General features: G+C 73.1%; 17 protein-coding genes. 9 read left to right on the top strand and 8 right to left on the bottom strand.

Translation table 11 applies throughout. The features are described from left to right. Positions 1–32 precede the first annotated feature (32 nt). From OHA72_RS55770 to OHA72_RS55760, 3 genes are read left to right on the top strand one after another with little or no spacing between them, the layout of a single operon-like run. Positions 33–665, top strand: a complete 633-nt coding sequence (locus OHA72_RS55770; protein WP_327011855.1) for a succinate dehydrogenase cytochrome b subunit — start codon at positions 33–35, stop codon at positions 663–665. Continuing rightward, complete coding sequence (locus tag OHA72_RS55765; protein ID WP_327004225.1) at positions 662–2,596, top strand: fumarate reductase/succinate dehydrogenase flavoprotein subunit; 1,935 nt, start codon at positions 662–664, stop codon at positions 2,594–2,596. Before OHA72_RS55770 ends, OHA72_RS55765 begins: the two co-directional genes overlap by 4 nt. Beyond that, positions 2,596–3,342: a succinate dehydrogenase/fumarate reductase iron-sulfur subunit gene (locus OHA72_RS55760; protein ID WP_327004224.1), complete on the top strand. Its 747-nt coding sequence runs from the start codon at positions 2,596–2,598 to the stop codon at positions 3,340–3,342. Before OHA72_RS55765 ends, OHA72_RS55760 begins: the two co-directional genes overlap by 1 nt. On the opposite strand, the gene OHA72_RS55755 is transcribed toward OHA72_RS55760, so the two are convergent. Beyond that, positions 3,326–3,775: a DcsG N-terminal domain-containing protein gene (locus OHA72_RS55755; protein ID WP_327004223.1), complete on the bottom strand. Its 450-nt coding sequence runs from the start codon at positions 3,773–3,775 to the stop codon at positions 3,326–3,328. The two genes, OHA72_RS55760 and OHA72_RS55755, sit on opposite strands and share 17 nt — an antisense overlap. A gap of 36 nt (positions 3,776–3,811) precedes the next feature. Further along, complete coding sequence (locus OHA72_RS55750; protein WP_327004222.1) at positions 3,812–4,477, bottom strand: DUF4097 family beta strand repeat-containing protein; 666 nt, start codon at positions 4,475–4,477, stop codon at positions 3,812–3,814. A gap of 192 nt (positions 4,478–4,669) precedes the next feature. Here OHA72_RS55750 and OHA72_RS55745 point away from each other — a divergent pair, with 192 nt between their 5' ends. Beyond that, complete coding sequence (locus OHA72_RS55745; RefSeq protein ID WP_327004221.1) at positions 4,670–6,148, top strand: S8 family peptidase; 1,479 nt, start codon at positions 4,670–4,672, stop codon at positions 6,146–6,148. An 82-nt stretch (positions 6,149–6,230) separates the two neighbouring features. On the opposite strand, the gene OHA72_RS55740 is transcribed toward OHA72_RS55745, so the two are convergent. Further along, positions 6,231–7,076 carry a S1 family peptidase gene (locus tag OHA72_RS55740; RefSeq protein ID WP_327004220.1) on the bottom strand — a complete coding sequence of 282 codons (846 nt, stop codon included), beginning with the start codon at positions 7,074–7,076 and terminating at the stop codon, positions 6,231–6,233. Between the two features lie 77 nt (positions 7,077–7,153). Beyond that, entirely contained in the window at positions 7,154–8,212 is a 1,059-nt protein-coding gene (locus OHA72_RS55735; RefSeq protein ID WP_327004219.1) for an FAD-dependent oxidoreductase, read from the bottom strand. A 102-nt stretch (positions 8,213–8,314) separates the two neighbouring features. Between OHA72_RS55735 and OHA72_RS55730 the strand changes: the two genes are divergently transcribed. Further along, positions 8,315–9,181: a helix-turn-helix transcriptional regulator gene (locus OHA72_RS55730; protein ID WP_327004218.1), complete on the top strand. Its 867-nt coding sequence runs from the start codon at positions 8,315–8,317 to the stop codon at positions 9,179–9,181. Between the two features lie 165 nt (positions 9,182–9,346). On the opposite strand, the gene OHA72_RS55725 is transcribed toward OHA72_RS55730, so the two are convergent. From OHA72_RS55725 to eccB, 3 genes are all read right to left on the bottom strand, one after another. After that, entirely contained in the window at positions 9,347–10,588 is a 1,242-nt protein-coding gene (locus OHA72_RS55725) for a hypothetical protein (RefSeq protein ID WP_327004217.1), read from the bottom strand. Next, positions 10,578–10,937, bottom strand: a complete 360-nt coding sequence (locus OHA72_RS55720) for a DUF2563 family protein (RefSeq protein ID WP_327004216.1) — start codon at positions 10,935–10,937, stop codon at positions 10,578–10,580. The genes OHA72_RS55725 and OHA72_RS55720 overlap by 11 nt, the downstream gene beginning before the upstream one ends. Positions 10,938–11,024: 87 nt before the next feature. Beyond that, positions 11,025–12,572: a type VII secretion protein EccB gene (gene eccB / locus OHA72_RS55715; protein WP_327004215.1), complete on the bottom strand. Its 1,548-nt coding sequence runs from the start codon at positions 12,570–12,572 to the stop codon at positions 11,025–11,027. Between the two features lie 235 nt (positions 12,573–12,807). Between eccB and OHA72_RS55710 the strand changes: the two genes are divergently transcribed. From OHA72_RS55710 to OHA72_RS55695, 4 genes are all read left to right on the top strand, one after another. After that, entirely contained in the window at positions 12,808–14,034 is a 1,227-nt protein-coding gene (locus OHA72_RS55710) for a type VII secretion protein EccE (RefSeq protein WP_327004214.1), read from the top strand. Between the two features lie 76 nt (positions 14,035–14,110). Continuing rightward, positions 14,111–14,773 (top strand): hypothetical protein, encoded by a 663-nt coding sequence (locus OHA72_RS55705; RefSeq protein ID WP_327004213.1) that lies wholly within the window; start codon positions 14,111–14,113, stop codon positions 14,771–14,773. Beyond that, positions 14,770–15,897, top strand: a complete 1,128-nt coding sequence (locus tag OHA72_RS55700; RefSeq protein ID WP_327004212.1) for a S8 family serine peptidase — start codon at positions 14,770–14,772, stop codon at positions 15,895–15,897. Before OHA72_RS55705 ends, OHA72_RS55700 begins: the two co-directional genes overlap by 4 nt. 146 nt (positions 15,898–16,043) lie before the next feature. Beyond that, on the top strand, positions 16,044–16,484 hold the full coding sequence (locus tag OHA72_RS55695) for a hypothetical protein (protein WP_327004211.1): 441 nt from the start codon (positions 16,044–16,046) through the stop codon (positions 16,482–16,484). A 303-nt stretch (positions 16,485–16,787) separates the two neighbouring features. Here the strand turns inward: OHA72_RS55695 and eccD are convergent, their stop codons facing one another. Then, positions 16,788–18,185, bottom strand: coding sequence for a type VII secretion integral membrane protein EccD (gene eccD, locus OHA72_RS55690; protein ID WP_327004210.1), 1,398 nt, complete (start codon positions 18,183–18,185; stop codon positions 16,788–16,790). Positions 18,186–18,257: the final 72 nt, after the last annotated feature.

The following is an 18,257-nucleotide window of genomic DNA, read 5'->3' as shown; positions in this document are numbered from 1 at the left end:
CGCGCCGGTCGTCGGTCGGCCTGAAGCTCCTCATGGCGGGCACCGGCCTGCTGCTCGTGCTGTTCCTGTTCGCACACATGGCCGGCAACCTGAAGATCTTCGTCGGCGCGGACGCCTTCGACCACTACGCGCACTGGCTGCGCGACATCGGCACCCCGCTGCTGCCGCACACCTGGTACCTGTGGATCCAGCGCGGCGGGCTCACCGTCGCGGTCGTGGGCCACATCGTCGCCGCGGTGATCCTCGCGCGGCGCGCCAGGCTCGCCCGCCCGGTCCGCTACGCGCACCGCCCCAAGGTCCAGGGCAGCTACGCGGCCCGCACGATGCGCTGGGGCGGCGTCATCATCCTGCTGTTCGTGATCTTCCACATCCTGGACCTGACCACGGGCACCGTGAACCCGGTCGGGGACGCCCAGCACCCCTACGCCAACGTCGTCGCGGACTTCGCGCCGTCACGCTGGTACGTCACGCTCTTCTACACCCTCGCGATCGTCGCCGTCGGCTTCCACCTGCGGCACGGGATCTTCAGCGCGCTGCGGACCCTCGGCCAGCAGACGCCGCGCGGTGAGCGCCGCGCCCGCGCGATCGCCCTGGTGCTGTCCCTCGTCCTGGTCGTCGGCTACCTGTCGGTGCCGTTCGCCGTCACGATCGGAGCGATCAAGTGAACTACTGGACCGACGGCGAGCCCATCGCCGACCAGGCCGCGCCCGACGGCCCGATCGAGACCCGCTGGGAGCGCCGCCAGTTCGGCGCCAAGCTGGTCAACCCGGCCAACCGGCGCAAGCTCACCGTCATCGTCGTCGGCACCGGCCTCGCTGGCGGCTCCGCGGCCGCGACCCTCGCCGAGGCCGGCTACAAGGTGCGCTCCTACTGCTACCAGGACAGCCCGCGCCGCGCGCACTCGATCGCGGCGCAGGGCGGCATCAACGCCGCGAAGAACTACCGCAACGACGGCGACTCCGTCTACCGGCTCTTCTACGACACCGTCAAGGGCGGCGACTTCCGCGCCCGGGAGTCCAACGTGTACCGGCTGGCGCAGGTCTCGGTGAACATCATCGACCAGTGCGTCGCGCAGGGCGTGCCCTTCGCCCGCGAGTACGGCGGCCTGCTGGACAACCGCTCCTTCGGCGGCACCCAGGTGTCCCGGACGTTCTACGCCCGCGGCCAGACGGGGCAGCAGCTGCTGCTCGGCGCGTACCAGGCCCTGGAGCGGCAGATCGCGCTCGGCAACGTCGAGATGCACGCCCGCCACGAGATGCTCGAACTGGTCGTCGTGGACGGCAAGGCCCGCGGCATCGTCGTGCGCGACCTCGTCACCGGCGCCATCTCGACCGAGTTCGCCGACGCCGTCGTGCTCGCCTCCGGCGGCTACGGCAACGTCTTCTTCCTGTCCACCAACGCCAAGGGCTGCAACGTCACCGCGTCCTGGCGCGCCCACCGCAAGGGCGCCCTGTTCGCCAACCCCTGCTACACGCAGATCCACCCGACGTGCATCCCCGAGTCCGGCACGCACCAGAGCAAGCTCACGCTGATGAGCGAGTCGCTGCGCAACGACGGCCGGGTGTGGGTGCCGGTCCGCGCCGGCGACGACCGCGTCCCCGCCGAGATCCCGGAGGCGGAGCGCGACTACTACCTCGAGCGGATCTACCCGTCGTTCGGCAACCTCGTCCCGCGCGACATCGCCTCCCGCGCCGCGAAGAACGTCTGCGACGAGGGCCGCGGCGTCGGCCCCGGCGGGCTCGGCGTCTACCTCGACTTCGCCGACGCGATCGCCCGCCTCGGCCGCGACGCGGTGGAAGCCAAGTACGGCAACCTCTTCGAGATGTACGAGCGGATCACCGGCGACGACCCGTACGTCACCCCGATGCGCATCTACCCGGCGGTGCACTACACCATGGGCGGGCTGTGGGTCGACTACGACCTGCAGTCCACGATCCCCGGCCTGTTCGTCGTGGGGGAGGCCAACTTCTCCGACCACGGTGCCAACCGGCTCGGCGCGTCGGCGCTCATGCAGGGCCTCGCCGACGGCTACTTCGTGCTGCCCAACACCATCAACGACTACCTCGCCGCCGGCCCGTTCCCCGCCGTGTCGGCCGGCGATGCGGAGGTCGTTGCGGCCCGGACGGCCGTCGAGGAGCGCCTGTCGAAGCTCCTGTCGATCGACGGCGATCGCACCGTCGACTCGTTCCACCGGGAACTCGGCCACATCATGTGGGAGTACTGCGGGATGGAACGCACCGAGGAGGGCCTCACCAAGGCGATCAGCCTCATCCGGTCGCTGCGCGAGGAGTTCTGGACCCGGGTCAAGGTCCCCGGCACCGGCGAGACGCTCAACCAGAACCTGGAGCGCGCCGGTCGCGTCGCCGACTTCTTCGAGCTCGCCGAGCTCATGTGCGTCGACGCCCTGCACCGCGCCGAATCCTGCGGCGGGCACTTCCGCGCCGAGAGCCAGACCCCCGACGGCGAGGCGCTGCGCCACGACGAGTTCTCCTACGTCGCCGCCTGGCAGTTCACCGGCACCGGCGAGCCGCCCGTGCTGCGCAAGGAAGCGCTCGACTTCGAATACGTCCACCCGAGCCAGCGGAGCTACAAGTAATGAACCTCAAGCTGCGCGTCTGGCGCCAGAGCGGTCCTGCTTCCGCTGGAACGATGGTCACGTACGAGGTGACGGACATCTCGCCCGACGCCTCGTTCCTGGAGATGCTCGACGTCCTCAACGAGCGCCTCATCCTGTCCGGCGACGAGCCCATCGCCTTCGACCACGACTGCCGCGAAGGCATCTGCGGCATGTGCGGCATGATGATCAACGGGGTGGCGCACGGCCCGTCCCGCGCCACCACCACCTGCCAGCTGCACATGCGGCACTTCAAGGACGGCGAGACCATCGACGTCGAGCCGTGGCGGGCCGCCGCGTTCCCCGTTGTGAAGGACCTCGTCGTCGACCGCGGCGCCTTCGACAGCATCATCCAGGCCGGCGGCTACATCAGCGCACCCACCGGCGCCGCCCCCGACGCCCACGCCACCCCCGTGCCGAAGGCCGACGCCGACGCCGCCTTCGAGGCCGCCACCTGCATCGGCTGCGGCGCCTGCGTCGCCGCCTGCCCCAACGGCTCCGCGATGCTCTTCACCGCGGCGAAGGTCGGCCACCTCGGCCTGCTGCCGCAGGGCCAGCCGGAGCGCGACTCCCGCGTCGTCAGCATGCTCGAGGCGCACGACGAGGCGGGCTTCGGCGGCTGCACCAACGCCGGCGAGTGCACCACCGTGTGCCCCAAGGGCATCCCGCTGACCCTCATCGGCCGCCTCAACTCCGACTACCGCAAGGCCGTCACGAAGCGCGGCTGACGACCGCCTCCGCGTACCGCGCGCACTGCTCGGGGAACAACCCGAAGAACTTCACCGGCGCGACCATCTCCACCTCCAGCAGCAGCAACCCCCGCGCCGCCGCCGGGTCGACGATGAAGTCCAGCCGCACCGACAACGGCGTCGGTGCGGCCTCCGGCAGCAGCCCGCACAGCGCCGCGTACGCCTCCTCGACCACCGCTCGCTGCTGCCCGGTCCACCACTCCGGGAACGCGTCCAGCCGCCGCCACATGCTCCACGGCGACTGCACCACGAGGGCGTCGAACCGGTCCCACCGCACGGCCTCGTCGCCGTCCCACGCCGGCGCCTCCACCTCGGCCCCGAGCCTGCGCAGCTGCGCCGCGACCAGCGGCAGGTCCGAGTCGTGCCAGTGCGGCTCAGGAAACCCGCCCGACGTCACCAGCGCGATCCGCATCCGCAGGATTCTATGTGCCGCCGGCCGGCGGGACGGTCAGGTGCGGTGGACGACGGCGTGGCCGGTGTCGACGTTGACGGTGATCGTGTGCGGCGACGACGGGTCCCGGGTGACGTCCACATCGGACAGTCCACGGTCGCTGCGGACCGCGTACGAGGCGCCGCCCGGCACCCGCACGTCGACCTCGCCGGTGTCGACCGTGGCCACGACGTCGGTGGGTGAGGTGGCGTGGGTCAGCTCGACCCGGCCGGTGTCCACCACCATGCGGTACGTCGCGCCGCGCAGGCCCGAACCGGTGACGTCGCCGGTGCCGACGGCGGCCGAGGCGTCGCCGGACAGGTCGCGCAGCGTCAGCCTGCCGGTGTCGACGCGGATCTCGGTGCGGGTCGCGGCGGGCACCGTGATGGTCAGGGTGACGTCGCAGCGGCGGCAACCGGTCGACGTCAGCTCGAGCCGCCCCGACGACGTGCTGTGCGCGGTGGACGGCGCGGCGCGACCGCTCGGCCAGCGGCGGTGCTCCACGACCGTGACCGGGCCGTCGCCCGGCTTCACGGTGACGTTCATCGTGTCGCCCGTGACGACGAGCGTCGTGACCGGCTCCTCGACGCGGTACTGCTGCGACGCCGTCTCCCGCGGGCCCAGACCGCATCCGGCGACGGAAACCACCAGCAGCGCCGCGACGGCGGCGGGTACAGCTCGCATCCTCGTCCTCCAAGGTGTCCAGGTGCACAGCCTGCCCCGGATCGGTGCGCGACACATGCGGGTCACCACTGAGCCTGCCCCTAAGGGCCGCGAACCGCGCGCGTAACGCGGCGGGAGGCTGCCCCGCTGGTTCCGTCGACGGGCGTGTCTTCAGCAACGCCCGTCTCAGGACAGTCCGACGGAAGGAACACCGTGAGACTTTCTCGTCGCAGGGCACTGGCGGCCGCGTCGATCGCGACGCTCGCCGCCGGCGCCCTGGTCAGCGCCGTGTCACCAGCACGCGCGTGGGCCGTGGGGCCGCAGACGACCTTCATCGTCCTCGCACCGCAGGGGCATTCGACCGCGAAGGCGGTCGCGCGGGTCAGCGCGGCCGGTGGAACGGTCGTGGCGAAGTACGACCAGATCGGGGTCCTGGTGGCCCGCTCCACCAACCCCGAGTTCCAGACCGCCGTCGCCGGCGCCGGGGTCGACTCGGTCGCCTCCACGACCGGTCTCGGCACCCCTGTGGACGACGACACCACCGTGGCGACCGTCGAGTCCGCGGTGCTGCAGGCGACCAGCGACCCGACCGGCGAGCCGCTGTTCAGCCGGCAGTGGGACATGACCCAGATCGACGTGCCGCAGGCCCACGCGGTGACCACCGGCAGCCCGGACGTGGTCGTCGGCGTGCTGGACAGCGGCATCTCCAGCACCCACCCCGACCTCGCGACGCAGATCGCCAAGGACAAGAGCGCGTCATGTCTCGGCGGGGTGGTCGACACCACCGAGGCGGCGTGGAACCCGACCACGTCCGACCACGGCACCCACGTCGCCGGCACGATCGCCGCGGCCATCAACGGCGTCGGTGTCGCGGGTGTCGCGCCCGGCGTCAAGGTCGCCTCGGTCAAGGTCGTCAACGACGACGGGTTCATCTACCCGGAGGCGGCCGTCTGCGGCTACATCTGGTCCGCCGAGCACGGGATGCAGGTCACCAACAACAGCTACTTCATCGACCCGTGGGAGTTCAACTGCCGCAACGACGAGCGGCAGCGCCCCGTCTGGATCGCGGTGCAGCGCGCGCTGCGGTACTCGCAGAGCAAGGGCGTGCTGACCGTCGCCTCGGCGGGCAACTCCAACGTGGACCTGCAGCACAAGTTCGTCGACAGCGGCAGCCCCAACGACGGCAGCTTCCCCGTGGAGGACCGCACGATCACCGGTGCCTGCCTGGACCTGCCGGCGGAGGCCCCGGGCGTGGTGACCGTCTCCGCGGTCGGCCCGACCCGGCTGAAGAGCTACTACTCGTCCTACGGGCAGGGCGTCGTGGACGTGACCGCACCCGGCGGCGACACCCGCTTCCGCACCGGCGGCGCCGTGTCGACGACCACCGACGCGGTGCTGTCCACGACGTTCAACACGGTGACGAAGACCAACGGCTGGGGCTACAAGCAGGGCACGTCGATGGCGGGCCCGCACGCCGCCGGCGTCGCCGCGCTGGCACTGTCCGCCCATCCCGGTCTCACCCCGGCCGCGCTCGCCTCGACCCTGGAGCGCACCGCCGAGGCGCTGCCGTGCCCGGACGGCGTCTACAACCCCGTGCCCGCGCTGACCGGGTACGAGGCCACCTGCACCGGCGGCAACCGCAACGGCTTCTACGGCGCCGGTGAGGTCGACGCCTACAACGCCGTGCGGTAAGGCGCGGGCAAGAAACCGGCCCGGCGGCCGGACCGCAACGGTCCAGCCGCCGGGCCGCGGTGTTCCCGGGCCCTGCCGGTGCTCAGAGCACCGAGCCGAGCCAGTCCTGCACCACCGGGATGTCGACCCGCTGGTAGCCGCCGAGGTAGCGGCAGTTCTGGGTGTACCCGTAGCTGGTCACCGCCACCAGGTAACCGTTGAGGAAGATCGGCCCGCCGGAGTCGCCGAAGCAGGTCCCGCCGCCGCCCCTGGTGTCGTTGGGGTTGCCGTTGAGCTGGAGGATCTGCGGCGTGAGCTTCTGCCCGGGTGCCGTGGTGTACCGCCGGATCAACGGGTAGCTCATCGGCTGCGGCTTCTGCGGCCCCGACTCGGGCTTGCGCACCTCGGTGCCGTACCCGACGGCGGTGAAGACGGTGTCGTTCAGCACCGGCTGGGCGAACCGGTCGAGGTAGCCGCCCGGCGCCAGCACCGCCGGCGTGATGCCGGTGACCGGCTCGTCCAGCACGATGACCCCGACGTCGTTCCAGTTGTCGAGGTCCGTGAAGTCGGAGTACTCCGGGTGGGTCAGCGCCGTCCCGGACAGGTACCCGGCCGCGGCGATCTCCTCAGGGGTGTAGCCGGCGCCGGGGTCGGCGGCGACCGGGAACGGGCTCGGCGGCGCTTCCGCGATCACCGAATCGAAGGAGACGAGCGTCGAACCGAGCGTGCCGCTGGTGCAGTGCGCCGCGGTGATGAGCACGGTCGGCGAGATCAACGTCGCCGAGCAGCGGAACCGCCCGTCGCCGTCGTAGAACAGGATGATGCCCACGTTGGGGTGCAGGTCACCGTCCGGCAGGCCGCCGGTGATCGCCTGCGCCGGGAGCGCCCCGGCGAGCACGAGTGCGGCCGCCGCCAGGACGGCGGCAAGGGTGCGGCGGAGACTTTTCACATGCGAACCCTTCCTTGCGAGGTCCGGTACAGCGTTTGCTGTAGTACAAGCAAGTAGCGGCCCAGGTGACCCCGGTGTTACGCGGCGCGGCCGGGCGGCGTGCCCTCCGGATCCAGGTTGAGCACGTCGCGGTAGTAGCCGACGAACAGGTCGCCGCCCTTGATGTCGGCGGTCTGCGCGGCGCCGAGGACACCGAAGTCGGGGCCGTAGCCGGCGCCGCCCTTCGGGCCGAGCGGCAGCACCAGCATGTCCGGGGACGGCTCGTGGACCGTCAGGTCGGCGCCGGTCAGCAGCGCGCGGATGTTGGCCGCGACGACCTCGCCGTGCGCCTGCGCGAGGCGGGCCATCTTCAGCTCCGGCACGTCGGTGACGTCGCCGACCGCCCACTGCCCGGGCACGCCGCGCACCCGCAGGTGCGCGTCGACCGGGAGGGCCGTGCGTGGCTGCGTACCGTGGCAGCGGAACCAGATGTCAGCATCGATGCCTGCCACGCTGAACCCGCCGGCCTGCCCCGGCGCCGTCGGCGGCTGCGGGACACGGGTGCCCAGCAGGAGCCGCACCCCGAGCTCGTCGAGCTGGCGGTGCACCTCCGCACGGAACTCGTCCGGGTAGCCGCCCGGCAGCAGCACCGGCGACGGGTCGGCGACGGTCACCTGCTTCGTGGGCCAGGCCGCGGCGATCTCGCCCGCGAACTCCAGGCCGACCGGACCGGCACCCAGCAGCAGCACCCGGTCGGCGGCCGTGAGCTCGGCGTGCGTCGCCCGCAGCCTTGCCTTCGCGGTGACGCCGTCGGGGATGTCGAGTTTCGCGGGGTACGGGTAGCCGCTCCCCGTCGCGACGACGACATGGTTGCCGGTGAGCGTGGCACCGGAGGCGAGCCGCACCCGGGTCCCGTCGATCCGCTCCGCCCGGTCCCGCACGAACCTGCCGCGGGTCAGCAGCCGGTCGTACGGCAGGAAGATGCGCTCGACCCAATCGGGGTCGACGACCGCGCGCAGCGCCGCTACGTGATGCACGAACGTGTCGCGGGGTTCGACGACGGTCACGTCGGCGGCGTCGTCGAGGGCCTTGGCGACGATGATGCCGCCGTACCCGCCGCCGACGACGAGCACGGAAGGTGTGTCGTGTGTGGTCATGCCGCCCACCGTCGCCCGCCGCGGGCCGCGCAGGGAGCCCGGGCGGAGGCTGGTAGCGGCGGGGACACGATCCGCCCGGCGCCGCGCGGTACCGTCGGAATCGTGAGCGACAACGAGCTGGGGGTGCTGCTGCGGGCGCGGCGTGAGGCGCTGGACCCGGCGGTCGTGGGGCTCCCGGCCGGCCCGCGGCGGCGGACGCCGGGGCTGCGCCGGTCGGAGGTCGCGGCGCTGGCCGGGGTCAGCGTCGAATACGTGATCCGCCTCGAGCAGGGCCGCGACCGCCGCCCGTCGCCGCAGGTGCTCGCGGCGCTTGCGGACGCGTTACGGCTCACCCCGGCGGAGCGCAACCATCTGCTGATCCTGACCAAGGCCGCCGACGGCGCGTTCCGGTGCCGGGGTGCGGCGGCCGCGGCCAGGACGGTGCGGGCCGGGGCGCGGGCGCTGCTGGACCGGCTGGAGCCGGCGCCCGCGGTGCTGCTCAACCGGCTCGGCGAGATCCTCGCGCACACGCCCGCGTTCGAGCGGCTCGCCGCGCCCGCCGGACTCCTCGACGCCTCGGCCGACGGGGACCCGCCGAGTCTGCCGCGGTTCGTGTTCACCGACCCGCGGGCCCGCACGGTGTTCCCCGACTGGGAGCACGTCGCCGATGAGCAGGTCGCGGCGCTGAAGCAGGGGCCGTTCCGCGCCGACGGCGCGGTGGCGGCGCTCGCCGACGAGCTGAGCGTGACGGCGGGCGAGCCGTTCACCCGCCGGGTGGCGACGCTGCCGGGGCTGCCGCTGGCGCACGGGGTGCTGCGGATGGTCCACCCGGGGGTGGGGGAGCTGCGTCTGGCGTACGAGACGCTCGACCTGCCGGCCGACGACGACCAGCGCCTCGTCGTGCACCTGCCCGCCGACGCCGCCGCGACCGCCGCCCTGGACCGGCTGGCGGGGCGCCGGCCGGGTGCGCTACGAGCCGTCCCGGCGTAGCCGGGCCGCGTCTCGCGTCGTCCCGCAGCCGGGGCTGCGCGTCGTCTCTGCGCGGCCGGGAGCTGCGCCCTTCGCTGCATCACCGCGTCGGACCCGCATAGCGTCGGACCCGCACAACACTGTGCGGCGCCCGGAGAACCGGGCGCCGCACAGGTTGTCGATCGTTCAGTTGGCCGGCGGTGGCGGCGGCGGTTCGCTGCCGCCGAGGACCGGCGGCGGGGCGGCGTCGTCGTCGCTCCACACCATGTCGTCCTCGGTGAGCCAGGTGTCGTACTGCTCTTCCTCGTCACCGTCGCCGTTGCCACGGGCGGCGGGGCCGCGCTGCGGGCCGAACATGCCGTCGCGTCCCGGGACACCCATGCGGCCCATGCGGTTCGCGCCGGGGCCGCGCTCACCGGCCGGGCGGGCGCCGGCGGCGCGGCCGGTGCTCTCCCGGAGATTGCCGGTCGAGCCGCGCTGGCCCGTCAGCGAACTGCCGTCGCCGCGGCCCGCGCCGGGCTGGCCGAGGACGCCACCGGCCGGCACGCTGCTGGTGAGGCTGGTGCTGGCGCCGATGCCGGGACCGCCGCCGCCGAGCGTGACGAGCTGCCCGGCGAGGGCCGTGCCCGCGACCAGGGCGCCGGCGCCGACGACGCCGGTCTCGGCGCCGAGCAGTGACGTGCCCGCCGGGGGCTGCCCGACCAGCGTCGACGGGTCGGCGCCGGCGTTGCTGCCGGGGCCGGTCGACACCGGGGCCACGACGGCCGTGGTCTCGGTCTTGATGTTGCCGAACGCGTTGGTGCCGGACGCCTTGCGTGGCGTCGTGACGCTCGGGCCGCCCTGCGGGTCGACGTCGCTGCCAGGGTTGCCGCCCGGCAGCGCGATCGGCGGCACCACCGGCTCCACGACCATGTTCTGGTTGACCACGTAGTCGACGGCGAGGTCGGCCAGCAGCTTCACCATCCGCTCCTGGGCTTCCTTCTTCTGCTGTTCGTCGCGCTCGTGGCCGAGGAAGCCGCCGACGATGGCACCGGGCAGCCCGGCGACGGCGCCACCGGTCGCGGCACCGCCCCACATGCTGTCGTTGTCGTCGGTGTCCTCCGGGTTGTCGGCGTGCTTCTGCGCGGTGCGCAGCGCGCCGGCGATCGTGGTCAGCGTCGTCTTCACCACGCCCTGGTCGTCGGCGAGGTTGCCGGAGAAGCCGCTCACGACGCCGAGGCGGAGCCGGTATTCGGTGCCGGCGTCGCCGGCCCAGTCCAGCTTCAGCAGGTCCTTGTCGATCTCGCTGGCGATGTGCCGGGCCGTGGACTCCGCGGTGCGCCAGTCGACGGAGACGAGGTCGACCTGGTCGGGGTTGCCGGCCATGAGCTGGTCGTAGAGCTCACGGTGGCTCTTGCCCGCGTAGTGCGCCGTGTACTCATTGCTCATTGCTCACGCCCTCCAGCTTCTGGGTCACGTCGCCCAGCGCCTGGCGGATCTCGGCCTGACTGGCTGCGTTGCGCGCCTCGGTGGTCTTGTAGTTGCGGATGATGCTGTCCGTCGCGCTCTGCGCCGCCTCGATCGCGGAGACCAGGCGGTTGGCCCGCTGCACGTGCTGGCGGTGCACGCGGTCGTAGTCGCTGGTCGTGGTGTTCGCGTCCTGGAAGGTGCCCAGCGCGGGCCGGCTCATGGTGTTGAGCGTCTGCACCAGCGCCTTGGCGTCGGTCAGCCGGCTGTTGAGCCGGCTCCGGAACTCCTCAAGGGTGAGGAGGTCGACTCTGTTCGTGCCGTCGCCCATCAGATCCCCGTCTCGGTCCTCGTCTTCGATGCCGCTCTTTCAGGCTACTTGGTCGATACCAGTGAAATCGACCCTATCCGATCGACGCTATGGCCGCGTGCCCCGTCTGGCCTGCGGAGCCCGCCGTCCGGACCGTGATCCGGCCGGGCTCGACGGTGCCTTGGTCGGGGTCGGCGGCGCCGACGACGGCGGCTTGGACGTGCTGCTCGCCGGCGCCGGTGCCTTCGTCGGGGTGGCGGCCGGCGTCACCGAGCCCACGAACTTGCGGGCCACCTCCGGGTCCAGCGTCGGGCCGGTCGGCACCAGCGCCAACAGGCTGGAGGGCACCCCGACTGGCGTGACACCTTCATAGCCCAGCGCGGCCATCGCCTTCACCTGGCCGGAGTCCTGCAGCGGGTAGCGGATGCCCTGGTCGGTGATGAGGTACACGGTGCCGGTCGGCTGCGACTCCGTGCCCGGCAGTGCCTGCGCGAGCGCCCCGCGACCTTCGGGCAGGGTGACCTGGTCGGCGGTCGTCCCGCCGCTCACCGCGGAACGGTCCGGGTCCAGTTGCAGCTGCTCCGAGCCGGGTGGGTACACCGACAGCGCGGGCGCCTGCTGCCCGCTGATCCCGGCCGTGCCGAACTGCGCGCAGAAGGTCGTGTCGGTGCCGGCCGAGCGCACCGGCGGCTTCGCCTTCGGGAAGCCCTCCGGCTCGACGGGGGTGTTGTTGTATACCTCCCCGGCCTGCGTGGCGGAGATCTCCACCGCGGGCTTGCCGTTGGCCGTGAGCAGCGCCGCCGAGACCGCGCCGATCGCGTTCAGGCCGCTGCGGGTCACCACGTAGAACTGCTGGCCGGAGCGGTACACGGCGCCGATCTCCGGGCTCGCGCCGGCGATCTTCTTCGGGCTCGGCTGGCCGGCGCCGGGAATCCGCAGGGCTGTGAGGTCCGGCCCGGCGGCGACCGCGTCCAGCAGCGCCCGGTCGATCTGCGTCGGCGTGACCGACGCGAGCTCCAGCGCCGTGAGCGTCGTGCGGTCGGCGATGCGCAGCCGGTGGTCGTGCCACAGCAGGTACAGCGGCAGATCGTTGCCAGCGGAGGTCGACACCAACAGCGCCTCCTCGCCGAGCGGGACACCACCGGACGGGGTGCGGCCGATGACGAGCTGCGTCGCGGCGGCACCGGCGCCGGTGACCCGAACCCCGCAGACATTCCACGGCAGGCCGAGCAGCGTGTTCTTCGGCGGCGGCGGGTCGGGCGCGTCACGGATGCCGACGGGCGGGCCGACGGGCAGGTTCACCAGCGACTTGTGCGACATCGTGCGCACCTTGGGGCTGGGGCTGCCGACGATCAGCCGGGCCGAGGTGAAGTTGAGCACTGGATGCAGCCGGCCCTCGATGAAGACGTACCGCGCGCCGCTCTCCCGCTCGATCACGATGTCGTTCTCCGCGGGCTTGCCGCCGGAGGGGTTGATGAACCCGTAGACCCCGACGACCGCGAGCACAATCATGCCGACGAGCAGGCTGCCGAACAACGACATCCCGAGCCGCCGCACCGGCAGCTCGTTGCTCTCGGGCTCGCCGGACAGCATCGCCGAGACGATCCGGCGCGTGACGAACCGGTACGCCCGCACCTGTTCGTAGCGCGCGACCATGCTTGGCGCCTCCCGCCTTGCCGCCGTGCCGTGCGCGGCCGTTCACACAGCGGCGCGCGGCTGCCTCACTTCACCGATTGGCGATCGTAGCCGGTCCAGCTCCGCGCCGGTGACCGCGTCCGCGCCGCGGGACCGAGGACCGCGCGGCGGCGGTCCCGCCCGTACACTGTGGGCGCCTCGGCTCGGACCGGATCTCATCGAGCGTCGCAGCGCAGCGGAGGGAGCAGGGGAACAGGTGACATCGGCAACGGCTCAGGGCAGGCCACCCGCGACCGGCCCCCGCCCCACCCCCGGTGGTCGTCCACCGGACCGCACCACCCCGGTGCGGCGGCTGCGTCCCGCCCCGGGCGGCCCCGGCGAGTTCGGCACCGCACAGCTCGTCGCGATCGAGGTCTCCGCCGTCGCTGTCGGCGCCGCGGTGTTCGCCGGCGGCCCGGTCGCGTTCGGCGTCGGCGCCGCGGTCGCCGCGGGCGCGCTCGCGGTGGGCCTCAGCCGGTCCGGCGGCCGATGGGCATATCAGACGCTGGGCCTGCGCGCGGCCATGCGCCGCCGCCGCAACGCCGGCCCCGCCGCGCTGCCCGCCCCCGCGTTCAAGGTGTACGGCTACGACGACCGCGGCACGCAGCTCGGCGTCGGGCAGGACCGCGACGGCTGGTTCATCGCGATCGCCGTCGGCGGCGCCGAGGAGATCCTCGGCCACCGGCGCCCGGCACTGCGCCTGGACCGCCTGCTGCGGCTGCTCGACGAGGGCACCGCCCGGCCGTCGGCGCTGCAGCTGGTCAGCCTGCGCACCGCCGCACCCGCCGGCGGGCCCGCACCCAACAGCCCCGCCGCGGCCTCCTACCGTGAGCTGCTCGCGCTGACCACCGGCCGGCAGACGGGCCCTGCCGCGCACCTGACGTGGGTCGCGGCCCGGCTCGACGCCGCCGACGCAATCGAGGCGGCCGCGGACCGGGGCGGCGGCGTCGACGGCGTCCACCGGGCCCTCGCCGCGATGGCGGGCCGCCTCGGCAAGGCACTCAACACCGCCGGCGTGACGTACCAGATCCTCGACCCGGCCGCGCTGACCGGCGCCGTGCACGCGGCCTGCGGCCTGGACGGGCTGCCCGCCGGCGCGCCCCTCACCGCCCGCGAGCGGTGGCAGGGCTGGCTCGCCGCCGGCCGCCAGCAGATCGCGTTCGAGGTCGAGCACTGGCCCGTGCCGTTCGACCCCGCGGCCGTGCAGGCGCTGATGACCATCCCCGCCGGGCAGCTCGTCGTGTCCGTCGTCGCCGCCCGCCGCGGCACCGAGATCGGGCTGCGCACCGTCGTGCGGGTCATCGCCACACCGGAGCGCCTCGCCGCCGCGGTGGGCACCGTCCGTGAATACACCAAGACCCTCGGCATCCGGCTGCGACCGATGCACGGCCAGCATCAGCCCGCCGTCTACGCGTCGGCGCCGACCGGCGGGGGGATGCTGTGAGCGACCAGCGAAGCGGCTCGGGCCGCTCACCATGTGACAGTTCCAGCCGGCGCCGGAGCGCAGCGGAGGTGGCGGCGTGAGACGGCACGCGGGCCTGGAGTTCACCGGCGACCAGGGCAGCGTCGGCGGACTCGCCCTCGGCACCGAACCGGGCGGGGTGCTGCTCGGCTTCGACCAGCACCAGAATCCGGTCACCCTGCAGCTGTTCCGCGCGCAGCCGACCCGGGTGCTGCTCATCGACCGCGGCTGGGTCGAGCGGCTGCTGATGCTGCGGGCCCTCGCCCTCGGCGCGCGGGTCGTCGTGCACACCCCCGACGAGCCGCTGTGGTCCGGATTCGGCGAGTCCGTCACCGGAAGGCCCGACCTGTTCCACGCCGCGCCGCCGTACCAGAAGGTCGAGCTGCCCGGCACCGTCGCCGCCCCGGTCCTGTTCGTGGCCGAACGGCACCCCCTGAGCCTGCCGGACCTCGGCCCGTGGCAGGCGCTGCTGACGGTCGCCGGCTGGTTCGGCGAATACGTGGCGCAGTCGCTGTTCGAGGCCGACGTCGTCATCCTGCGCCGGTTGACGGAGCGGCAGCTCGCGGCGGCGGCGACGCTCATGCGCCTCGACGCGATGCAGGCCGCGACACTGCAGGCCACACCGCCCGACGGCCTCGTCGTCTACCAGGCCGGGACCTGGCGGTACCTGCGCCTGGCGACCACCCAGATCGAGACGCAGCTCTTCGGCGGCCCGCAATGACGCTGCCTTCCCGGAAGTTCGCAGCCGTCGTGTTCGTCCTCGCGGCTGCCGCACCGGTGGTCGCAGTGTCACCGGCGTGGGCCGAGACGATGCGCGACAAGCAGTGGTATCTGCAGACCCTCGACGTCGCCGCCGCGCAGAAGATCACGGCGGGCGACGGGGTCGTGGTCGCGGTCCTGGACACCGGCGTCGGCGCCCACCCCGACCTCGACGGCCAGATCCTGGACGGCACGTCCTACATCGGCGAGCCCGGCTCCTTCCGCACCGACAACGACGGCCACGGCTCCTCCATGGCCGGTGTCATCGCGGCCAAGGGCGGCAACGCCGACCATCTGCTCGGCATCGCGCCGAAGTCGAAGATCCTGCCGGTACGCATCGCGTCGAGCCGCTCGCAGATGGGCCCGACCAACATCCCCGAGGGCATCCGCTGGTCCGTCGACCACGGCGCGAAAGTGATCAATCTCTCCACCGGCGGCACCGTCATCGACCGCACCGCCGAGGACGCGGTCCGCTACGCCCTGGACCACGACGTCGTCATCGTCGCCGGCAGCGGCAACACCTCACAGTTCCCGGCCGGCAGCGGCGTGATCGCCCCCGCCCGCTTCCCCGGCGTGGTCGCGGTCTCCGCCATCGACCGCGACGGCAAGGCCTGGGACGGCGCGATCCGCGGCCCGGAGGTGGTGCTGTCCGCGCCGGGCGTGGCGATCCCGCTGGTCTCCGCGTCCGGCGGCAACCGCGTCGTCGGCTACTACCCGACCGCCAACGGCACCAGCATCGCCACCGCGGTCGTGTCCGGCGCCGCGGCGCTGATCCGCGCGAAGTATCCGCAGCTGCCGGCGAAGGACGTGATCCAGCGCCTGATCAGCACCGCCGACGACGCCGGCCCGCCCGGCCGCGACCCTGACTACGGCTACGGCCGGCTCAACCTGGTCAAGGCGCTCACCGCTGACGTGGCACCGGTCGCGACCAACCCACTGCTGGCAGCGTCCCCGACCGCCACGCCTGTTGAGGCGGGAAAGGGCCTCGGCGATCGCGTGAACCTCCTGGTGGTGGTGGCCGGCGCCGGATTCCTGGTGCTGCTGGTGGCCGCACTCGGCGGCTGGCTCCTCCTCCGCCGCCGCTGACCCCGGCTACCGGTCGTCGGCGGTCTTCGCCCCGCGTGCGTGATCGAAGGCCGCCCGTGGCCGTCTGGGCGACCACCCCTGTCCTTCGACCGCCGCTGACCCCTGCACCCCGGCTACCGGTCGTCGGCGGTCTTCGCCCCGCGTGCGTGATCGAAGGCCGCCCGTGGCCGTCGGGGCGACCACCCCTGTCCTTCGACGACGGCCGCAGGATCGCCCGCCCCGGCCGCCTGTCGCGACACCGGCAACAAGAAACGCCGATCACGCCCGGCGCCTGCTCCGCCGACGGCGCGACTGCCGACGGCGCGACTGCCGACGGCGCGACTGCCGACGGCGCGACTGCCGACGGCGCGACTGCCGACGGCGCGACTGCCGACGGCGCGACTGCCGACGGCGCGACTGCCGACGGCGCGACTGCCGACGGCGCGACTGCCGACGGCGCGACTGCCGACGGCGCGACTGCCGACGGCGCGACTGCCGACGGCGCGACTGCCGACGGCGCGACCGCCGACCGCGCAACCGCCGACTGGGCGACCGCCGACCGAGAAAGCACTCCGGCGCGCGGATCGCCGCGCGCAGCACTGCCGTGATCAACGTCGTGCACTGGTCGTCCACGCGGCCATGGGGCGACTTCGATCAGTGCAGGGTTCGGCCAGTGGGTGCTCCGGGTGGTGACCTTCGCCTCGCTGCTTGATCGAAGGATGCTGCTGGCCGTTGGGGCGACCAGCGGTGTCCTTGGATCACGGTCGCAAGGTCGTCGCCGGACAGGCACCGCTCCGAGCGTGGGCCAGCACGCGTCGGAGTGTCGTGATCGACGCCGCGTGGTGGTCGTCCGCGCGACCACGGGGGCGACTTCGATCAAGCCGGCCAGGATCAACGCCCCGCCCAGCGGGTCAGCCTTCGCGGATGGTGCGGATCCAGCCGTACAGGCCACTGACCCAGAACGCGAGCGGGATGATCCCGAGGATCAGGATCGTCTCGAAGATGTCGAGGGTCCGGCCCCACATCGGCGAGCGTCGCTTCTCCGAGCCGACCACCGCGTACGCGATGACCGCCGCCGCGACCGCGAGCGTGCCGGTGACCCCGACCGCGAGGCGCAGGACCTGGTCGGCGGCGTAGTAGGCGCCGACCGCGACCACGCCCAGGGCGACCAGCCCCGACACCAGCAGCGGGATGCGCTGGCGGCGGCTGATGAACCAGCGGGCGCGGGCGACCATGACCAGCCCGAACACCGCGGCGAGTGAGGCGCCGGGCACGCCGCCGTCCCAGGCCAGGGTCAGCGACGCCAGGCCGCCGACGACGGCGAGCGCGCCGAGCATGCCGGCGAGGATCTCGTCGGCCCGCTCGCTGAGGGCGAGGACCTGGCGGCTCGACACCATCTCGGTGTCGGTGCGGATGTCCGCCGCGTCCGTGGGCACCGACGGGATCGGCAGGCCGGCCATGCGGTAGGACAGCATCGGCATCAGCGGCAGCGTGGAGAAGGTGAGAGCGGCGACGACGGCGGCCGCGGCGGCCGGCGACGCGTCCCAGATCATGCAGACGAGCGCTGCGGCGCACAGCGCGACCGCGGTCATGCTGGTGCCGAGGAAGACCGCGACCGCGCTGGCCACGCCGACCGTGGCGACCGCCGAGGCGAGCAGGACCGCGGTCCCGGCGACCAGGACGTTGGCGGCGTCGAGCTCGGTGAGGCTGTGGTCGCCGGCGAGGAGCAGCAGGCCGCCGACGCCCGCGTACGCCAGCGCGACGACCCCGAACACGACGCCGGTGCGGCTGTTGCGCAGGGCGCGGGACAGCACCGCGGCGGCGGCCAGGAGCAGGGCGGCGACGCCGATGCCGACGATCCCGGCGGGCAGCTGCGGTGGGCCGGAGAACAGGACCATGACGGCCCCGATGGCCAGGGTCGCCACGCCGACGGTGAGACCGAAGCGGCGGGTCGAGGCGGGCCGCCACCGGCCGGCACGGTCCTGGGTGGAGGTCGCGACCGCGTCGACGACGTCGTCGAAGATCGGCTCGGTGAACTCGTCGCCGCGGGGTCGCAGGTACAGCATCTCGCCGTCCTCGACGTCCAGCTGCATCGGCGAGCGGTCGATCGAGAGGGGCGCGCCGCCGAGGCGGGACAGGACCCAGCCGTCGCGGCCGGCGGGGTCGTCGGCGAGCCCGTCGCCGGCGTAGCGCAGGACGGTGGGCAGCAGGTCCGCCAGTGGCACGTCCGAGGGCAGCGCGAGATCGACCCGGGTCTTGGGTGCGACGATCGTCACCCGGCTCATCCCGCCGCCGGTGGTAGTGGCCACGTCACAGCTCCCTTCCATCGGTCCAGCCAGATCCTGTGAGGCCCGCCGGGGCATCACGTCCTGGGCAGACTA

Source organism: Dactylosporangium sp. NBC_01737 (assembly GCF_035963215.1).
Taxonomy (GTDB): domain Bacteria; phylum Actinomycetota; class Actinomycetes; order Mycobacteriales; family Micromonosporaceae; genus Dactylosporangium.
Note: the sequence above shows the minus strand (reverse complement) of the source record. Positions and strands in the feature narration are given on the sequence as shown.

Coding starts and splice junctions, on each gene's coding strand:
- OHA72_RS55725 (WP_327004217.1), bottom strand. CDS start 10,588: ATGAGCAATGAGTACACGGCGCACTACGCGGGCAAGAGCCACCGTGAG.
- OHA72_RS55755 (WP_327004223.1), bottom strand. CDS start 3,775: ATGCGGATCGCGCTGGTGACGTCGGGCGGGTTTCCTGAGCCGCACTGG.
- OHA72_RS55770 (WP_327011855.1), top strand. CDS start 33: ATGGCGGGCACCGGCCTGCTGCTCGTGCTGTTCCTGTTCGCACACATG.
- OHA72_RS55750 (WP_327004222.1), bottom strand. CDS start 4,477: ATGCGAGCTGTACCCGCCGCCGTCGCGGCGCTGCTGGTGGTTTCCGTC.
- OHA72_RS55760 (WP_327004224.1), top strand. CDS start 2,596: ATGAACCTCAAGCTGCGCGTCTGGCGCCAGAGCGGTCCTGCTTCCGCT.
- OHA72_RS55720 (WP_327004216.1), bottom strand. CDS start 10,937: ATGGGCGACGGCACGAACAGAGTCGACCTCCTCACCCTTGAGGAGTTC.
- OHA72_RS55735 (WP_327004219.1), bottom strand. CDS start 8,212: ATGACCACACACGACACACCTTCCGTGCTCGTCGTCGGCGGCGGGTAC.
- OHA72_RS55700 (WP_327004212.1), top strand. CDS start 14,770: ATGACGCTGCCTTCCCGGAAGTTCGCAGCCGTCGTGTTCGTCCTCGCG.
- eccB (WP_327004215.1), bottom strand. CDS start 12,572: ATGGTCGCGCGCTACGAACAGGTGCGGGCGTACCGGTTCGTCACGCGC.